This window comes from Yaniella sp. (genome assembly GCF_030453185.1).
Lineage (GTDB): Bacteria > Actinomycetota > Actinomycetes > Actinomycetales > Micrococcaceae > Yaniella.
The window spans coordinates 1-17846 of the sequence record NZ_JAKDKW010000051.1; the positions used below are offsets into that span (position 1 = coordinate 1).

Below are 17846 nucleotides of genomic sequence, written 5' to 3' on the forward strand. Positions count from 1 at the left end.
TGCTATCCGAGCTGGCGCCGACCGAAAAGCGTGCACGAAAGATGGCTAAGCGGGTCATCGATCTGGAAACCAAGATTGCGGAGAAACACTGGGATATTGTCTCGGTGCGAGATGCGGTTAAACGCTACAATCTTTATACTCGCGATGCCCTTTTGGAAGAATTCCCCTCGGGCATCCACTGGTTGACCGGTATGAACATGGCCCCGGGTCAGAAACGCGAAAACCGTTCGGAAGAAATTGTCGTCTGGCAGCCAGACTTCTTGACCGGACTGGAAGAGTTACTGGCTTCGGAACCCGTCAAATCCTGGCGCATCTGGCTGAAGTTGCACCTCATTTCTTCTCACGCACCATACCTATCGGATGCTTTCGTGCAAGCCAATTTCGAGTTCAGCAAGGTGCTGTCCGGTACTGAAGAACTGCGTCCCCGCTGGAAACGCGCCGTAAGCCTGGTCAACTCCAGTCTCGGTGAAGACGTAGGCCGCCTCTATGTGGCCAAGCACTACACTGAATCGCATCGCCAGGATATGGATCAGCTCGTTGATGCGCTCCAGCAGGCCTACGCTGCCTCCATCTCACAACTGCCGTGGATGGGTGAGGAAACTCGCAAGCGTGCCCTTGAGAAACTGTCCAAGTTCAACCCGATGGTTGGCTACCCGGTGAAATGGCACGACTACTCGGATATCGCCGTCGACGCCACCGATTTGGTCGCGACCCTAGATGGCATCTCCGCCCACGACTTCGAAGACAACTTGTCCAAAATCGAAGACGGCCCGGATCCTGAAGAGTGGCACATGAGCCCGCAGACGGTCAATGCCTATTACTCGCCGTTAGAAAACGCGATCGTCTTCCCGGCGGCCATCTTGCAGCCGCCGTTCTTCGCACCCGAAGCTACCCCTGCCCAAAACTTTGGCGGCATCGGTGCGGTCATCGGCCACGAAATTGGTCACGGCTTTGATGACCAGGGTTCACAGTACGACGGCGACGGCGCACTGAACAACTGGTGGACTGACGAGGATCGCGTGGCGTTTACCCAACGAACCGAATCGCTGATTGATCAGTACAAGGTCCTGGCACCCGCAGAAGCTCCCGACCACCACGTGAATGGTGAACTGACGCTCGGTGAGAATATCGGTGACCTCGGCGGTCTGGGTATTAGCCATAAAGCGCTCTACCTGTACTTGGAGCAAAACCCCGAGGCAGTTAAAGCTCAGGGCATGGATCCAAACGATCCGGAAGGCCGTAAGGCAATTGACCGGCAGTTCTTTGAGTCTTGGGCGTCCGTGTGGCGCCAGCTGATTCGTCCTGAAGCTGCGGTCACCCGTGTTTCAACGGACCCGCACTCACCAAACGAGTTTCGTTCCAATCAGGTGGTCAAGAACCTGGATGCGTTCCACGAAGCATACGGAACCAAACAGGGTGACGACATGTGGCTTGAGCCAGAACAGCGCGTCACCATCTGGTAAGCACCACGCCATTTAACTACATCGCCTCGGGTCGGTTCATGATGGATCGGCTCGAGGCGTTCGTGGTTCATCAGTTGGTTCTTCGTCTGAGGTTATCGTCTTCCGATACGTTCTAACCGATGGGGGACTGAGCAGAACAAGTTCCTGCCATGATCAGCTTGGGCACACGCAAATGTCAGCATCCACCTGGACGCCATCGGAGCCGCATGCGAGGATGCAGATATGAGTTTTGATCCGTATGAACCACTTCCAGCATTACCTGAAATTGCGTTGACCAGCGAGGACTTTACCGACGGCGGCCCACTGCCTACCCGCTCCGTCATGGAAAGTCTCAACCTGGGTGGACGCGATGAGCTGCCTCAGCTTTCTTGGACCAATATCCCAGACGGCACCGAAACGTTCGCGCTGACCTGCTTGGATCCAGACGCACCGACAGCCAGCGGCTTCTGGCATATGTCGGCCTTCAATATTCCGGCAACCGTCACCTCGATAGCCGGCGGCGCCTTGCGCTGGGACGAGATCGATTGGTCAGCTTTTAACGTTTCAGGCGAGGGCCAAGGTCCAATCTTCTTGCCCAATGATCGCAATGTGGCCGGCTACACAGGCGCAGCTCCGCCAGAAGGACACATTGAACACCGCTACATGTTTGTCGTCCACGCCGTCGACACTGCTTTAGAACTCGGCCCCGATGCAACCGCCGCTCAGGTCGGGTTCAACCTGTTCAAGCACGCCATTGGCCGCGGTCGGATCACCGGACTCTTCGGACGCTAACCCCAAAAGCACGGGTTAAATACTGTGGCCGCAACCAAATCCGGTTGCGGCCACAGTGGGTTCAGCTGTCGAGACGAGAACGCTCGAAGGCTATTTTATTTCAGCCAGAATATCGGTGATCACGCTCAGGCCCTCTTGCAGGAGGTCTTCACCGATAACAACCGGTGGTAGGAAGCGCAGCACGTTGCCGTAAGTACCGGCGGTCAGGGTAATGACACCTTGTTTGCGGGCTTCGACAGCAATGTCGTTGACGAGCTTCGGCAGCGGTTCCTTGGTCTCCGGGTCGACCATTTCAACGGCCATCATGGCGCCACGACCGCGAATGTCACCAACGCGTGGGTCGTCTTTTTGAATCTGGGTGAAGTGTTCGGTGATGATTTCACCAATGCGATTGGCCTTGGCCGCCAGACCTTCTTCTTCCATAACCTCAAGTGAAGCAATACCAGCAGCGACGGCTACCGGGTTACCACCGTAGGTCCCACCCAGACCACCAGCGTGGACGGCGTCCATGACTTCGGCGCGACCGGTGACAGCAGAGAGCGGCATACCGCCGGCGATACCTTTTGCCAGGGCAATAAGATCCGGTTCGATGCCTTCGATATCCGAAGCGAACCAGGCACCGGTGCGAACAAAGCCGGTTTGGACTTCATCGGCGATAAACAGCACATCGTTGGCTTTGCACCACTCGACAACCTTGGCCAGGAACCCCTCGGCGGGCACGATGAAGCCACCTTCGCCCTGGATGGGTTCCATGATGACGGCGGCCAAGTTGTTGGCACCGACCTGGGACTCCAACGATTCAATGGTGCGAGCGGCAGCTTCTTCGCCACTGAGACCATCGCGGTACGGGTAGGAGCCCGGCACGCGATACAGTTCGGATGCGAACGGGCCGAAGGATTCCTTATACGGCATGTTTTTGGCGGTCAGGCCCATGGTCAGGGTGGTGCGACCGTGATAGGCGTTATCGAAGGCCGCAACAGCCTGTTTACCGGTGTAGGCGCGTGCAACTTTGACAGCGTTCTCAACGGCTTCGGCACCGGAGTTCAACAGCACGGTGCGGGTCTGGCCGGGGATCGGGGCAAGATCATCGAGGCGTTGAGCCAACTGAATGTAGGACTCATACGGGGTAACCATAAAGCAGGTGTGGGTGAAGTCTGCGACCTGGTCCTGCACGGCTTTGACGACTTTTGGATGGGATGCACCCACGGTGGTGACGGCGATGCCCGCACCCAGGTCGATCAAGCGATTACCGTCAACGTCTTCCACGATGCCGCCTTCTGCACGCGAGACAAATGCTGGCGTCGAGGGGCTCACGGCCTTAGGAACGTACGTTTCAAGGCGTTCGCGCAGCTCACGAGCTTTTGGCCCGGGGAGTTCGGTAACGAGTTTTCGAGACTGGTCGAGCGGTTCACGCGACATGAGGATTCCTAACGTTGCAGGACGATGACAAGTATTCATCATCATTATGAACCACCGCGCTTATGTTCGGCCAATAGAATCTGTTCATGGTGGGTATGCTTAACAGTTATGGATGAACGGTTACTCGCAGCGTTTCTCACGGTATCGGAAACTCGAAACGTGTCGCTGGCAGCGCGCAGGTTAAACATCACTCAGCCGGCACTGTCGCGACAGCTGCAAAAGCTGCAGCGGCACCTCAAGGTGGAGCTATTGCAGGCCCACCACTCCGGTGTGGCGTTGACGGCCGCCGGGGAAGCATTTCTCCCGACTGCCCAAACCGTCGTCAACGAAATACATAAGGCCGAAGCGTTTGCGCGCATGCTGGCAACCGGAACGTTTTCCGAAATCACTTTTGCTGCACCGGGCACCACACTAATCGACATCGTGATCCCCTTCGTCGCGACCCTAGATTCTTCGCAACTCCACTCCCACGTGATCGAAACCCCGCTCGGTGCGTCTCTCCAGCAGGCAGTCAACACCGCGGATTTAGTGATCATGCCTTCGGAACCACCCGAAGAATTTGGCTCGATCGCCCTGGTGGAATTACCAGTATGGGCCTACGTTGCCCCAGACCACCCGTGGGCGAATCGTGAGCATATTCCACTCGAAGAACTTGTGGGGGAGCGCGTCGTGGTAGCCACCACAGACTTCATGTCGCGCAGAGTGTTAGATGGGGCGGTTGACGTCGCTGGGCTCACCGTGCCGCAAATTGTCGAAACGAATTCAGGTCGCGTTGCTCAAGCACTGGTCGCTACGGGCAACGGGGTCGCCGTCGTCACCGAAGACGCCTACTTTGGTTTGAAGCCGGCAAAAATCTCCACGGGCTCTGGGATCTTATCGGTGTGGTTACATGCTGGTTGGCGTGCTGATCACTACGCGCTGGATCAGGTACAAGCTCTGGCCGAACGGTTAGCGAGTTTCGCGCAAACTCGGTACCCAGAATTGACGCCCGGACCGTTTGATCCAGTTGGCTAGCTGGGCTGTGAGCCAGCCGCGATTAAATCGCCCGAACCAGACATAACGCAGCTCCGCGGAGTATCCGCGGTTAGACTGTTGGTCGTGAGTACGACCAATGCAGCTAATGCCAATCAGACCGCCGGTGACGGCGCCGCCAATACCCGTGATCAGCGAAAAGTTCGGCACGCGAAACGCCAAGAACTCCTCGACGCGGGGGTCCAAGCCTATCCCGTTGAAGTAACACGAACCCATTCGCTTGCCCAGATTCGTGAAAAGTATCCGAATCTTGAAGCAGGCGAAGAAACCGGTGACATTGTTTCGGTGGCCGGGCGCATCGTTTTCCAACGGAATACCGGAAAGCTGGCGTTCGCCACCCTGCAAGAAGGTGGTGAGGTCGGCGATCACCCACGTCTCCAGGTCATGCTGTCGCAGGGGCGTGTCGGCGCTGAGGCGCTCGATGCTTATAAACGCTTGGCCGATCTGGGCGACCACATTGCCGTAACGGGTGAAGTGATCGCGTCTAAACGCGGCGAGCTGTCGATCATGGCCGATTCCTGGACGATGGCATCTAAGGCGCTGCGTCCGCTGCCGGTACTGCACGCAGATCTTGCAGACGAGACTCGCGTCCGTCAGCGCTACGCAGACTTGATCGTGCGCCAAGAAGCCGCCGAGATGGTGCACAAGCGCTCCGGCGTCGTGCGCTCGATTCGCCGTGCACTGGAAGATCAGGGTTACATCGAGGTTGAAACCCCGATCTTGCAGCTCATCCACGGTGGCGCTCAAGCCCGTCCATTCGAGACACACTTGAACGCATTTGATCAGACGATGACGCTTCGCATTGCTACCGAGCTGTATCTGAAGCGTGCCGTAGTTGGCGGCATCGACAAGATTTTTGAAATTGGTCGAGTCTTCCGCAACGAGGGTGTCGACTCCACGCACTCTCCTGAATTCACCATGTTGGAGGCCTACGAAGCCTACTCGGATATGTACGGTATGGCCGATCGCATCCGAGAAATCATTCTGTCTGCCGCCGAAGCCGCTGGAGTTGGCAAAGAACTGCAGACGCCAGAAGGCAACACCGTGGTGCTTGATGAGCCGTGGGAATGGAAAGAATTTTACCCGGCTGTCTCAGAGGCCGCGGGTCAGGAGATCACTCCGGATACGTCTGCCGAAGACCTGTTGGCCATCGCCAAGAAACACCACATCGACGTCGACGAAAATCTCGATGTCCAGCAGCTGGCACTAGAACTGTTTGATGAACTGGTCGAACCGAACATCATTCAACCGACGTTTGTTTACCATTACCCGCAAGCAGCACAGCCATTGGCCCGCCCGCATCGGGAAGATTCGCGGATGGTCGAAGCCTGGGACCTGATCATCAACGGCTACGAGATCGGTACCGCGTTTTCGGAACTGATTGACCCGGTCATCCAGCGTGAGCGTTTGACCGCACAATCAGATGCTGCAGCTGCTGGCGATGAAGAGGCCATGCAACTGGATCACGACTTCCTGCGCGCCCTAGAATATGGTGCACCCCCAACCGGTGGTCTCGGTATGGGCGTAGATCGGTTGGTCATGCTGTTGACCGGCACCGGCATCCGTGAAACCATACTGTTCCCGCTGCTGAAACCAGAGGGTGACGAGTAAGGAGACGCTTTGGACGTGTTTTGGGATTACTTTGAAGTCCTAGCCCCGTCAGTCGGGCTATTCTTTATCTTCTGGTTGGTCATGCGCTCGCTATTCCGAGGTGACTCGGGTGAGCGCGATGCCCGCCGTGATGCTGAAGAACGTGAGGCCCAGGCTTGGGCTGCACGGCGTGCTGCCCAACAACGCGGCGTCGACGAAAATGAGACTGCAAAAAAGCTCTAAGTTGTGGGAATAATGCGGGTTCAAACCTGGTTATCCTATCTCCAGACAATTACCTTTGGGTAAAAGGTCTTGAGTTGTGCAAGTTCTACCTTGAGCCAATTTGACTCAGCTTTAGGTAAAAATGGCGCATTTCCTTCGCCCAGCAGTGAACAGCAGTCTCAATACGATTTATAACTCAGTACGATCAGAGTCAATAGTCAGCGAGGAGTGTGCCTATGTTTGAAAGATTCACCGATCGGGCCCGACGAGTAGTGGTACTTGCGCAGGAAGAAGCGCGGATGCTCAACCACTCGTACATCGGCACCGAGCACATCCTGCTCGGGTTAATCCATGAGGGTGACGGCGTGGCCGCCAAAGCCCTCCAGTCCCTAGACGTGTCCCTGGGCGCAGTACGCGAGCAGGTGCGGGAAATTATTGGTCAGGGCCAGCAAGCCCCATCCGGCCACATCCCCTTCACCCCGCGCGCCAAAAAAGTTCTGGAGCTGTCACTGCGTGAAGCACTGCAGCTGGGCCACAACTACATCGGCACCGAGCACATCCTGCTGGGTCTGATCCGTGAGGGCGAAGGCGTAGCAGCACAGGTACTTGTGCAGCTGGGCGCCGACCTCAACCGGGTACGTCAGACTGTGATCCAGTTGCTCTCGGGCTACCAGGGCTCAGGTGAAGGCGAAGGCAAAGAAACCGCAGGCGTCTCATCCAGCGGCGGCAGCCAGGGCCAGCAAGCCGGCTCGGTCGTACTCGACCAGTTCGGCACCAACCTGACCGCAGCGTCACGCGAGTCGAAACTCGACCCTGTTATTGGCCGTTCCGACGAGATGGAACGCGTCATGCAGGTGCTGTCTCGCCGTACCAAGAACAACCCGGTACTCATCGGTGAGCCCGGCGTTGGTAAAACCGCCGTCGTCGAAGGTCTGGCACAAGCCATCGTTCGTGACGACGTCCCAGAGACTTTGAAAGATAAACAGGTCTACACGCTGGACCTTGGCTCACTGGTCGCCGGTTCCCGGTACCGTGGTGATTTCGAAGAGCGCCTGAAGAAGGTCCTCAAAGAAATCCGCACCCGCGGCGACATCATCCTGTTTATCGATGAGATTCACACGCTGGTCGGAGCCGGTGCCGCAGAAGGCGCCATCGATGCAGCATCGATTCTGAAGCCAATGTTGGCACGCGGCGAACTGCAGACCATCGGGGCAACCACCCTCGACGAGTACCGTAAACACATTGAAAAAGATGCGGCTCTGGAACGTCGTTTCCAACCGATCCAAGTCGATGAACCGTCCGTTGAAGACTCTGTCGCCATTCTGCGCGGCCTCCGCGATCGTTACGAAGCACATCACCGTGTTTCCATTACCGATGAAGCACTGCAAGCGGCAGCCACCATGGCAGACCGCTACATTTCAGATCGTTTCTTGCCAGATAAGGCCGTCGATCTGATCGATGAGGCAGGCGCTCGACTACGCATTCAGCGCATGTCGACTCCACCCGAGATCAAAGAATACGACGCACGCATCGAGGAAGTTCGCAAAGAGAAGGAAGCCGCCATCGACGGCCAAGACTTCGAAGGCGCTGCCTCACTGCGTGACAAAGAACAGACGCTGCAGGACGAACGCAACCAAAAAGAACAAGAATGGCGTGACGAAGCCGCTCATGGTATCGCCGAAGTAGACGAAGACTTGATTGCCGAAGTGCTCTCGAAGTCCACCGGCATCCCGGTATTCCGTCTCTCCGAAACCGAAGCCGAGCGTCTGCGCAACATGGAAGACGAGCTGCACCGCCGGGTCATTGGCCAGGACGAAGCAGTCAAGTCCCTGTCACGTGCGATTCGTCGTACCCGCGCCGGGCTCAAGGATCCGCACCGTCCAACCGGTTCCTTTATCTTCGCCGGTCCAACCGGTGTTGGTAAGACTGAACTGGCAAAGACGCTGTCAGAGTTCCTCTTCGGTGATGAAGACGCTCTGATCACCTTGGACATGTCAGAATTCCAAGAGAAGCACACCGTCTCACGCCTATTCGGTGCCCCTCCGGGCTACGTCGGCTACGAAGAAGGTGGCCAGCTGACCGAACAGGTCCGTCGTCGTCCATTCTCCGTAGTCCTGTTTGACGAAGTTGAAAAAGCCCACCAGGACCTCTTCAACTCGCTGCTGCAGATTCTGGAAGAAGGCCGCCTGACCGACTCACAGGGTCGTGTCGTGGACTTCAAGAACACGGTCATCATCATGACGACCAACCTGGGTACCTTCGACATTGCTCGTGGTGTCCAGACTGGTTTCCAATCGATTTCTGATACCGAGACCGGCTATGAACGGATGAAGGCAACTGTCCAGCAGGAGCTGCGTCAGCACTTCCGCCCAGAGTTCCTGAACCGTGTGGATGACGTCATTGTCTTCCCACAGCTGTCCCTGTCAGAAATCATCGAGATTGTTGACCTGTTTATCGGTAGCCTGCAGGAACGTTTGAAAGAACAGAACATGAGCATCGAACTGGATCAAGCATCCAAGGAACTGCTGGCAGAACGCGGTTACGACCCCTCCATGGGTGCACGTCCGCTCCGCCGTACCGTTCAGGACATGCTGGAAGACAAACTTTCCGAGAAACTGCTGTTTGGTGAGATCCCAGCTCACACTCACATCCTTGTAACGAAGAAGGGTGAGGGCAAGGACGCCGAACTCGTGTTCGAGTACGTCAACGCGCCAGACACCATCGAGGCTGCACCAGAGCGTGAAGCCATCGAAGCGGGTAGCGACAGCTAAAAACTGACGCCCAAGCGAAATAGCCGGGTTCCAAGAAGCCCCTTGGATCCCGGCTATTTTTATGCCAGAAAAAAGTTGGCGTCGTCGAAAGCTTCCCGTATTGCCACGTCGGGGTCAGAATCAGTGCGATAGTATGAAGTCTAACAATCTGACAAGAATCGTTTGACCTCGAGGAGCTGATGCCATGCTGACCCGATTGCACGACCTGCTGCGATTACGAACGTCGCCGACAATCTTCTTTGGTTCCGCCGCCGTAATCATCGTATTCGTGATCATGACGGTCGTCTTTACCGAACCTATGGATGCCGCGGTGAGCGCCGCCTCCGACTGGCTGTATACGAACCTAGGCTGGTTCTATATTCTGGGTGTGACCTTGTTCCTCGTGTTCCTGCTCTACATGGCGATTAGCAGGTTTGGTGGCGTCAGACTGGGCCCCGATGATGAGAAACCAGAGCACTCCGGAGCAGCTTGGTTCGGCATGCTCTTTGCTGCTGGGATCGGCAGTATCCTTATGTTCTGGGGTGTTGCAGAACCGGTCAGCCATTTCGGAGACCCGCCCCGTGGGCCATCGTTGGGCATCGAAGCGGGGACTTCTGAGGCAGCAGTAGACGCTATGAACTTCACGCTGTATCACTTCACGCTGCACACCTGGGCCATCTTTGCGCTACCTGCACTATGCTTCGCCTATTTCATTCACAAACGGAACCTGCCACCCCGGGTGAGCTCGATCTTTCAACCCATTATTGGTGAACGGATCCACGGGCCGGTAGGTAAGTTCGTCGATATCGTCGCCATTGTAGGGACGGTTTTTGGTGTGGCAGTTTCGCTGGGCCTGGGCGCCTTGCAAATCAACAGCGGTATCAACCGGGTGTTCGGTATCTCTGAGGGAGCCCTATGGCAGCTGGTCATCATTGGCGTGGTCGGCGGCGTCGCAATGATCTCGGTTGCACTGGGCTTAGACAAAGGTATTAAAGTTCTCTCGAACCTCAATATCTGGATGGCCGTAGCACTGCTGGTCTTTATCCTATTGACCGGTTCCACGTTGTTTGTCCTGCAAGGTACCGTCGAATCAGCCGGAAGCTATCTGATGAACTTGCCCGAACTGGCATTGTGGAACGACACGTATGCAGATTCCGGATGGCAAGATTCTTGGACGGTGTTTTACTGGGCTTGGACCATTAGTTGGTCACCTTTCGTCGGTATCTTCATTGCCCGAATATCCAAGGGCCGCACAATACGCCAATTTGTGTCAGGCGTCCTCGCGGTCCCGGCGGGGTTCTCCGTGATCTGGTTTGGCATCTTCGGACACTCCGCTTTCGACATCGAACTCAACGGTGAAGGTGGTCTGGTAGAAAGTGTTGTTGAAGAGGGAGATATCCCTGGTTCGCTGTTTGCGTTTCTGGAGCACTATCCCGCCACGCTATTCATCTCGGTGATCGCGATCATCCTGGTCGTGATCTTCTTTATTACCTCGGTCGACTCAGCAGCCCTGGTGACTGACACGATGGCCAACGGTCACGAAGACTTCAACCCGTTGGGACAGAGAATCTTCTGGGCAGTCGCGATTGCACTGATTACTGCGACCCTGCTGGTATTCTCTGGCTCGGGCGGATTGGAAGCGCTTGAACAGCTTGTGGTCCTAGTCGGACTGCCATTCTTTGTGCTGGCGTATTTCCAAATGTATGCACTGCATAGAGCCCTTCGGGAAGACGCCAGTGAGCTGCCTCCGGTACGGACCCGCTCCTGGAAGAAAGTGCTGCCGCCAGAGGAACACGAGCGCCGTCAAGACGAAGATGGACACGACACAACCGAAGTCGTCGTGGAGCCAGAGGCCGCCGATGAACGGCCGGTTATGCGAGACCCATACCTCGAGGAAGAACGCCTCATTGGGCCCCGAGGCACGCTGTCAGCACGGACAGGTTCCGCGTGGTTGCGGAGGAAGCAAGGGATCGAGCAGCCACCTCCGGATGGTCCGAGCCCAAGAGACGATGGCTAACTGCGGTTATCCGCCACCCTGCAGTGCTTGTTCAAATGCGCGCAGGGTGGCGGCACCATAACCACCGCCAAACAATATCGCGTGCACTAACAGTGGTACTAGCTGGAAGGCTGACACGCGATTTTGCCAACCTTCGGCCAGCGGGAAGGTGTCCTGGTAGCTTTCGATAACTTCGGGGCCGAAGCCACCAAACAGTTGCATCATGGCAATGTCCTGTTCCCGATGGCCCCAATGGCAGGACGGATCAATGAGCCAACTGGCTCCTGAGCCATCGACCAGACGATTGCCGGCCCACAGATCCCCGTGTACGAGGGCCGGCGGTTCAAGGGGACCAAAATGCTGCTCAGTAAGAGCTCGAGCCATGTCGAGCGCGGTCGAATCCAAGCGCCCCGCATCAATCGCGCGTTGGGTTAACGGCAGAATCCGATTGACCACCAACGATTCATACAGTGTGGTGGTCGGTTGCAGATCAATCTCTGCACCACCGAGAAACCAGTGGCGAAGACCCTCTAGGCTGCCGAATGTCTGGTGCTGATCGACGGCTTGCTGACTGCCCAGGTGTAATCGGGCAAGCTCCTGACCAAACGCATACTCGGGATTACTGATCCGGGTGGAATAGTTGGCCTCGACTACTTCAATGACCAGGTGCTCATCGGTGACCTCATAAACCTTTGGCACCCTGGCTCCGAAGTCACGTAACGCTTGCAGGCCGGCGGCTTCGAAGGCAAAGAACCCTGCTGGCGCCTGGGCTAGCGCCTTGCGGAACGCCGGGGTGCCGTCGTCAAGTGTGATCGTTGAGGTCGCGCCGGTTAGGCTCATTGGTTCCCGTAGCGCTGCTTGATGCTGTTGAGGCTGTCGTCTTGGATTGCTTTGACGAGGCCCTGTACGGCGTCTTCGATTTGGTTATACATGTCTACGAAGGCTTCCTCGGGGTTGCCGTACGGATCGGGGACATCAGCAATACCGTCGCGATCAACGGTGGAACCAAACGCCCCAAAGCGTATGATCTTGGCACGCTGTTCATCATTTTCTGTAATGGCCAACAAATTTTCCATGTTGGACTGGTCCATGGCCAACACCAGATCCGCCTGGTCGAGGTGTGCGGGCGTCACCTGGTCTGCAACCGAAGTGAAGGCATAACCGCGCTCGTGACCAACTTTTCGGGTCAGATCGTGGGCGTCTTTGCCAATGTGATAATCGGCAGTACCGGCCGAGGCTACCTCGGCGTCGATGCCGGCTTGCGATAATTTGTGAACGAGCACCGACTCGGCGGCGGGGGAGCGGCAAATATTTCCAAGACAAACAGTCAATATTCTCATGGTTACCATTGTGGGGATAAGTCACTGCGTTTGACCAGGCCCATTGTGCCGTGTCCGCAGCTGGCACATCCGGCACTACCCTCTCGCCGGATACGTGGTTAACCATTACAGTTGGAAGAATGGAAATTACAGTCCGCCCGGCCCGCACACAAGACGTCAAAGTCATTCGTTCGATGGTTCAACCACTGGCCACCGATCGTGTGCTGTTAGATAAAGATAAAGTTGCCTACTTCGAAGCTATCCAAGAATTTTTGATGGCCGAAAATGCGGACGGCGAGATCGTGGGTTTCGGCGCCCTACACGTCATGTGGGAAGACCTAGCCGAAGTTCGTACACTGGCCACCCTCGATGCTTTCCAAGGTCGCGGTGTCGGCGGCGTCGTGCTCAACGCGCTGTTAGATAAAGCCGAGGACCTCGGTGTCCAGCACGTGTTTTGTTTGACCTTTGAAACCTCGTTTTTCCAGCGTCATGGCTTCGAAGTGATGAACGACCAGTCGGTGTTGGACCCAGCCGTATTCAACCAACTGTTACTTTCCACGGATGAAGGCGTCGCAGAATTCCTGGACCTGGCACGCGTCAAACCGAATACCCTGGGCAATACGCGCATGATCGTGGACCTAGCAAAACGTCCGGACCGCAACTAGACGCAAAGGACGACTGCGTGGCACAACAAGCAGGGCGACTCACGGTCTTTACTGGTTCCTCGGCCGGGAATTCGCCAACGTATCTCCAAGCAGTCCAGAATTTCGGACACGATATCGCTGATGCGGGCTATGGGATCGTTTTTGGTGGCGGACACGTTGGCCTGATGGGTGCCGTCGCCGACGCAGCACTCAACGCCGGCGGCGAAGTCATCGGTGTGATGCCCCAGTCGCTAGCCGACCGAGAAGTGCCTCATCAAGGATTGACTCGCCTCGATATGGTGCCCGACATGCACGCACGTAAAGCACGCATGGCCGAACTCGGTGACGCATTTGTGGCACTACCGGGAGGTGCAGGGACACTGGAAGAACTCTTTGAGATATGGACTTGGCAGCAGCTGGGATTGCACACCAAACCTGTCGCGCTGTATAACGTCGATGGTTTCTGGGACCCACTGATCAATATGTTGGATCATATGCAAGCACAGGGTTTCATTCGGTCCGCTTTTCGTCAGGCACTGATCGTTGCCGACGACACCCGGAGTTTACTGACTGCCATAGACGATTGGTGCCGGCAGCCCTCGTCTTCAACTTGAAGTACTAAGGCAGTGCGAGGATTTTGTCATCGAGTACGGCCAACCCATCCGTCACCAGTCCGTTGACCGCACGGTCCCACTGGGAGACTTCGGGTAGGTGACGTCCCAGTTGCCCGGTGGCCTCAACGGTCGTCTGGAGTGTTCCGACGTCGACTGCACCCTTCGCTCGCAGTACACCCATGATCGCCCCGCGCACCTGGCGGTCAGAGCCGTTCCAGGACTGTGTTTTCGCCTTTGTCTCTGGCTCAGGCTTGCCGGCAGCAACCCAAGCGCACTGGTTCAGTACCGGGCACTGATCGCATTTCGGAGCTCGCGCAGTACAAATGAGTGCGCCTAATTCCATGGCAGCAACGTTCCATGTATTGGCATCCTGGAGGCCCTGCGCCGTGGAGGTGTCGGGCATCAGTTGTGCTGCAAGTTTCCGTTCGGCTGCAGTTAGATTTGGGGCACCGGCGCCTTTGCCGGAGAAAATCCTCGCGTGCACTCGCCGAATGTTGGTGTCGATCACGACTTCCGGGATGCCGAAAGCGAAGGATGAGACCGCAGCGGCGGTATATTCGCCAATACCGGGTAGTTGCAGCAAGAGTTCTGGATCTGCGGGGAGGACGCCGTTGTGTGCAGTCACCACAGCTTTGGCGGTTTCATGCAGGCGCAGCGCACGCCGGGGATACCCGAGGCGCCCCCACATGATGAGTACATCGGAGGCTTCAGCTTCGGCCAAATCGGCGGGCCCGGGCCAACGTTTCATCCATGCCAACCACGAATCCCACACCCGGGAAACCTGGGTTTGTTGCAGCATGACCTCTGAAACCAACACACCCCAGGCGGTGGTTTCCGGGTCGCGCCATGGTAAATCTCGACCGTTGTCGGCGTACCAGTCAAGAATGCGAGTCCTAACGTCGGACACATGGTGTTCGGTGAGTTGGTGATCAGTGGAGGACATGATCTCTATGCTAGCTGTGGCTAGCTGACTGCCAGGAAGAATCGCTAAACTATTGGGTATGGCCGATAATCTTCCCCCACGCCCACGACGTATTCCGCCGCATATCCTTCGACGACGCCGTATTGTCGCCGTCGTCATTCTGATTGTGCTTTTGGCGCTTGTCGGCTGGGGCATTTGGGCGTTGATTGGCCTGTTTTTACCCGATGACGAAGAGTCGTCGCCCACGCCTGAACCCACGGTCAGCGAATCGGTGGAACCATCGCCCTCGGAATCGCCCAGTGATAAGGAATCTGAGCAGGCAGCCGATGCTTGTGATCCTGAGGTGCTTTCCTTGGCGGGGTCAACGGACCAAGAAGCGTATGCCGAAGATGAGTTTCCAACGTTTGCCATGACCATTACGCACGACGGCGATGAGCTATGTGACGCCTCGCTTGGGCCGGATGAGCAAAATTTTGTGGTGGAAGACTCCGAGGGTGAGTATGTTTTCTCCACGCAATCTTGCCAGGTGGATCCCCAGTCTCAGGTTGTGGAGATGGAGCCGGGACAGTCTGAGTCAGTCGAGTTCCAGTGGGAACGTGTCGGCACCGACGAGGACTGCCAGTCGGTGGTTGAGGACATTTCGGCTGGCGAGTATCAGCTGACCGTTGGGATGGGCGAACAGACCGCCGATCCTGTGTCGTTTGAGCTGCAGTAGGTTCTATTCGTCGGGGTGCAGCGTGAACACCTTGGCCATCCTGTCATGACTTGGTGATGGGGCTGGCCTGCGTTCTGGATCGAAGATCGTGCTCATGGCATCGAGCAATGAAGGGGTCCGATAGACGCGCATCCCCGGTGGCGCTTTAGTGTCATCGTCCTTGGGTATGACGGCGTGGGTGAAGCCGAGCCGGTGCGCTTCTTTCAGGCGGCGCTCCGTGCCGGCCACCGGGCGAAGTTCGCCGGCCAGGGATAGCTCACCGATGGTCACCGTGCTCCGTGGCAGTGGGAGATTTTTGCGGGATGAGATGATCGCTGCCGCCATGGCCAAATCTGCGGCGGGTTCATTGACGCTGATACCGCCCACGGTCGAGACATAGACGTCCTGGGTGATCAGCGACAGGTTGAGGTGCCGCGATAAGATGGCCACCACCGTGTTGAGCCGGGACTGGACAAGACCTGTGACGACCCGGCGGGGGGATCCGCCGCTGCCGTCGGCGACTAGGGCCTGGATTTCAGCCATCAGGGGGCGATGACCATCCATGGCTACCGTGATGGCGGTGCCGGGCATGGGGGTGGCGAACGTATTAATGAACAGTCCGGACGGGTCATCAATGGACGTGATGCCTGAATCGTTCATGGAAAAGCAGCCGACCTCGTCGGTGGAACCGTAACGGTTTTTGACCGACCGAATAAAGCGGAGTTGAGAGTGTCGGTCGCCGTGGAATTGGCAAACGACGTCGACCAGGTGCTCCATGGTGCGCGGCCCGGCAATGCTGCCCTCCTTGGTCACGTGGCCCACTAAAATGGTGGCAATGTTGTGGCGTTTGGCCAATCGGATGATCGAAGAGGTGACTTCTTGGATCTGCATGCGACCGCCCGGGGTGCCATCGATGGCCGCTGATTGGATGGTTTGGACCGAGTCGACCACTAAGAAATCGGGTTTGATCTGTTCGACCTGGCCGAGGACCTGGCTGAGATCGGTTTCGGCCGAGAGCAGCAGGTTGTCGTGCATCGCACCGATGCGTTCTGCACGTAGGCGAACCTGTGCTGCTGATTCTTCCCCGGTCAGGTACAGGGTCGTGCGCAGCTTTTTGTCATCGCGGCGGGTCGTGGCGACCTGACCGGCGATATCTAGCGCCATCGTAGATTTTCCGATACCTGGTTCGCCGGCCAAGAGGATAACTGCTCCGGGCACGAGCCCTGAGCCCAGGACGCGGTCGAATTCGCTGACCCCGGTGGGAAAACTTTCAGCGTGTGAGGCATCAATTTCGGTGATGGGCTGTGCCAACTCATCCACGGTCACAGTAACGGGTGCGGTCCGCGCAGTGGATGGTGTGACGCCTGTTTCTTGGATGGTGCCCCAGGCTTGGCATTCCCCGCAGCGTCCCGTCCACTTGGCGGTCATCCAACCGCATTCGGTGCATTTATAGGCAAGCTTCGTGCCGGTCTTCGTTTTGGCCATGGGTTCAGCCTAGCCGCACCCGGGGACACGATAAAGATCACAGGCGGGGCAGGTAGCTGCTGGCTTCGGGATGGTCCGAGCCGGTAGCTTCCAAGAAATCGACCATCATTGGACGACACATCATCACCAGGGCCTCACCGTGCAGAGTATTCGCACCCAGATTGGTGGGCGTCAGCTTGGTGGTCACTGCTCCAAGTGCATCGCGGGCAATGGAAAGCGACCGGTGGCGACCGGGAGCTGCCGGTTCTGAGGCGGAACGTCCAAGCACCGCGACGGCGTCGGCGACTTCGGAAAACCAGTCCGCCAATTTGTCCACGTCGTCTGCCGTTGTGGCCTTGGCGTCCAGTTCATCGATGACCGTGATGACCCGCCGGGCAATAATGCGCAGGGAACGAACTGCCAGATCAGTTTTTTCTAACGTGCGCGACAGCTCTTCCAAATCTTGGCGCGCCGATTTTCGGGCGGGGGAGTAGGTCGCGGCCTGACCTGCCGTAGAAATTGCGGTGCGAACGGCGTCGATTTGGGACTGGAGTCCGCGGGCCTCGATCAGGGCAGCCCAACCGCTACGCGACTCGTGCGTGCGCAGAGCATCAGAGAGTTCCCGCAGCACATCGGTGATCGAAGCGAAGAGCTCACGCATGCCCGAGACGGTTTCCTTCCGAAACGAGACCGGAGTGATCATGGTGATAGCGATGGCGATAATACCGCCAATGACGGCATCGAGGGAGCGCGTTAATGGTCCGCCGTCGGGGAGTGGTAGTAAGACCACGAGCACAGACTGGATAGACATCTGCGTAGTAAAGATAACCCCGGAATCAATAAACCGAGCCAGCATAATGGTGGTGAATACCACAATCACGCCCTGCCAGTATCCTTGGCCGAGCAAAGCTTGCAAAGAATCACCAACCAGTATGCCTAGCGTCAC

The 17846-nt window shown here is 57.0% G+C and carries 16 protein-coding genes; 10 read left to right on the forward strand and 6 right to left on the reverse strand.

Going from position 1 to position 17846, the window contains the following annotated elements; all coding sequences use genetic code 11:
• Together L0H14_RS08325 and L0H14_RS08330 are read left to right on the forward strand one after the other, a co-directional pair.
• Positions 1 to 1463 (forward strand): M13 family metallopeptidase (locus L0H14_RS08325; RefSeq protein ID WP_301421639.1); only part of this gene is annotated, 1463 nt, incomplete at its 5' end.
• Between the two features lie 222 nt (positions 1464 to 1685).
• Positions 1686 to 2234 (forward strand): YbhB/YbcL family Raf kinase inhibitor-like protein, encoded by a 549-nt coding sequence (locus tag L0H14_RS08330; protein WP_301421640.1) that lies wholly within the window; start codon positions 1686 to 1688, stop codon positions 2232 to 2234.
• A gap of 90 nt (positions 2235 to 2324) precedes the next feature.
• Here L0H14_RS08330 and gabT read toward each other — a convergent pair whose 3' ends face one another.
• Positions 2325 to 3653, reverse strand: a complete 1329-nt coding sequence (gabT, locus tag L0H14_RS08335; RefSeq protein ID WP_301418383.1) for a 4-aminobutyrate--2-oxoglutarate transaminase — start codon at positions 3651 to 3653, stop codon at positions 2325 to 2327.
• A 108-nt stretch (positions 3654 to 3761) separates the two neighbouring features.
• Here gabT and L0H14_RS08340 point away from each other — a divergent pair, with 108 nt between their 5' ends.
• The 5 genes from L0H14_RS08340 (at position 3762) to L0H14_RS08360 (ending at position 11264) form a co-directional block, all read left to right on the forward strand.
• A complete protein-coding gene (locus L0H14_RS08340) occupies positions 3762 to 4667 on the forward strand; it encodes a LysR family transcriptional regulator (RefSeq protein ID WP_301418381.1) in 906 nt (301 codons plus the stop codon).
• 84 nt (positions 4668 to 4751) lie between these two features.
• Positions 4752 to 6296 (forward strand): lysine--tRNA ligase, encoded by a 1545-nt coding sequence (gene lysS, locus L0H14_RS08345; RefSeq protein ID WP_301418379.1) that lies wholly within the window; start codon positions 4752 to 4754, stop codon positions 6294 to 6296.
• A gap of 15 nt (positions 6297 to 6311) precedes the next feature.
• On the forward strand, positions 6312 to 6518 hold the full coding sequence (locus tag L0H14_RS08350) for a hypothetical protein (protein ID WP_301418377.1): 207 nt from the start codon (positions 6312 to 6314) through the stop codon (positions 6516 to 6518).
• Between the two features lie 215 nt (positions 6519 to 6733).
• Complete coding sequence (locus L0H14_RS08355; protein ID WP_301418375.1) at positions 6734 to 9268, forward strand: ATP-dependent Clp protease ATP-binding subunit; 2535 nt, start codon at positions 6734 to 6736, stop codon at positions 9266 to 9268.
• Positions 9269 to 9452: 184 nt separating this feature from the next.
• On the forward strand, positions 9453 to 11264 hold the full coding sequence (locus tag L0H14_RS08360; RefSeq protein WP_301418373.1) for a BCCT family transporter: 1812 nt from the start codon (positions 9453 to 9455) through the stop codon (positions 11262 to 11264).
• 6 nt (positions 11265 to 11270) lie between these two features.
• Here L0H14_RS08360 and L0H14_RS08365 read toward each other — a convergent pair whose 3' ends face one another.
• Together L0H14_RS08365 and L0H14_RS08370 are read right to left on the reverse strand one after the other, a co-directional pair.
• A complete protein-coding gene (locus L0H14_RS08365) occupies positions 11271 to 12083 on the reverse strand; it encodes a fructosamine kinase family protein (protein WP_301418371.1) in 813 nt (270 codons plus the stop codon).
• Positions 12080 to 12583 carry a low molecular weight protein-tyrosine-phosphatase gene (locus tag L0H14_RS08370; RefSeq protein ID WP_301418369.1) on the reverse strand — a complete coding sequence of 168 codons (504 nt, stop codon included), beginning with the start codon at positions 12581 to 12583 and terminating at the stop codon, positions 12080 to 12082. The genes L0H14_RS08365 and L0H14_RS08370 overlap by 4 nt, the downstream gene beginning before the upstream one ends.
• 119 nt (positions 12584 to 12702) lie before the next feature.
• Between L0H14_RS08370 and L0H14_RS08375 the strand changes: the two genes are divergently transcribed.
• Entirely contained in the window at positions 12703 to 13227 is a 525-nt protein-coding gene (locus L0H14_RS08375; RefSeq protein WP_301418367.1) for an amino-acid N-acetyltransferase, read from the forward strand.
• Positions 13228 to 13244: 17 nt separating this feature from the next.
• Positions 13245 to 13820, forward strand: coding sequence for a TIGR00730 family Rossman fold protein (locus L0H14_RS08380; protein ID WP_301418365.1), 576 nt, complete (start codon positions 13245 to 13247; stop codon positions 13818 to 13820).
• Between the two features lie 4 nt (positions 13821 to 13824).
• Here L0H14_RS08380 and L0H14_RS08385 read toward each other — a convergent pair whose 3' ends face one another.
• Entirely contained in the window at positions 13825 to 14763 is a 939-nt protein-coding gene (locus tag L0H14_RS08385; RefSeq protein ID WP_301418363.1) for an A/G-specific adenine glycosylase, read from the reverse strand.
• 58 nt (positions 14764 to 14821) lie between these two features.
• Here L0H14_RS08385 and L0H14_RS08390 point away from each other — a divergent pair, with 58 nt between their 5' ends.
• A complete protein-coding gene (locus tag L0H14_RS08390; RefSeq protein WP_301421641.1) occupies positions 14822 to 15457 on the forward strand; it encodes a hypothetical protein in 636 nt (211 codons plus the stop codon).
• Positions 15458 to 15460: 3 nt separating this feature from the next.
• Here L0H14_RS08390 and radA read toward each other — a convergent pair whose 3' ends face one another.
• Positions 15461 to 16921 (reverse strand): DNA repair protein RadA, encoded by a 1461-nt coding sequence (gene radA, locus L0H14_RS08395; RefSeq protein WP_301418359.1) that lies wholly within the window; start codon positions 16919 to 16921, stop codon positions 15461 to 15463.
• A gap of 37 nt (positions 16922 to 16958) precedes the next feature.
• On the reverse strand, positions 16959 to 17846 hold an 888-nt coding region (locus L0H14_RS08400; protein ID WP_301421642.1), incomplete at its 5' end, for an FUSC family protein.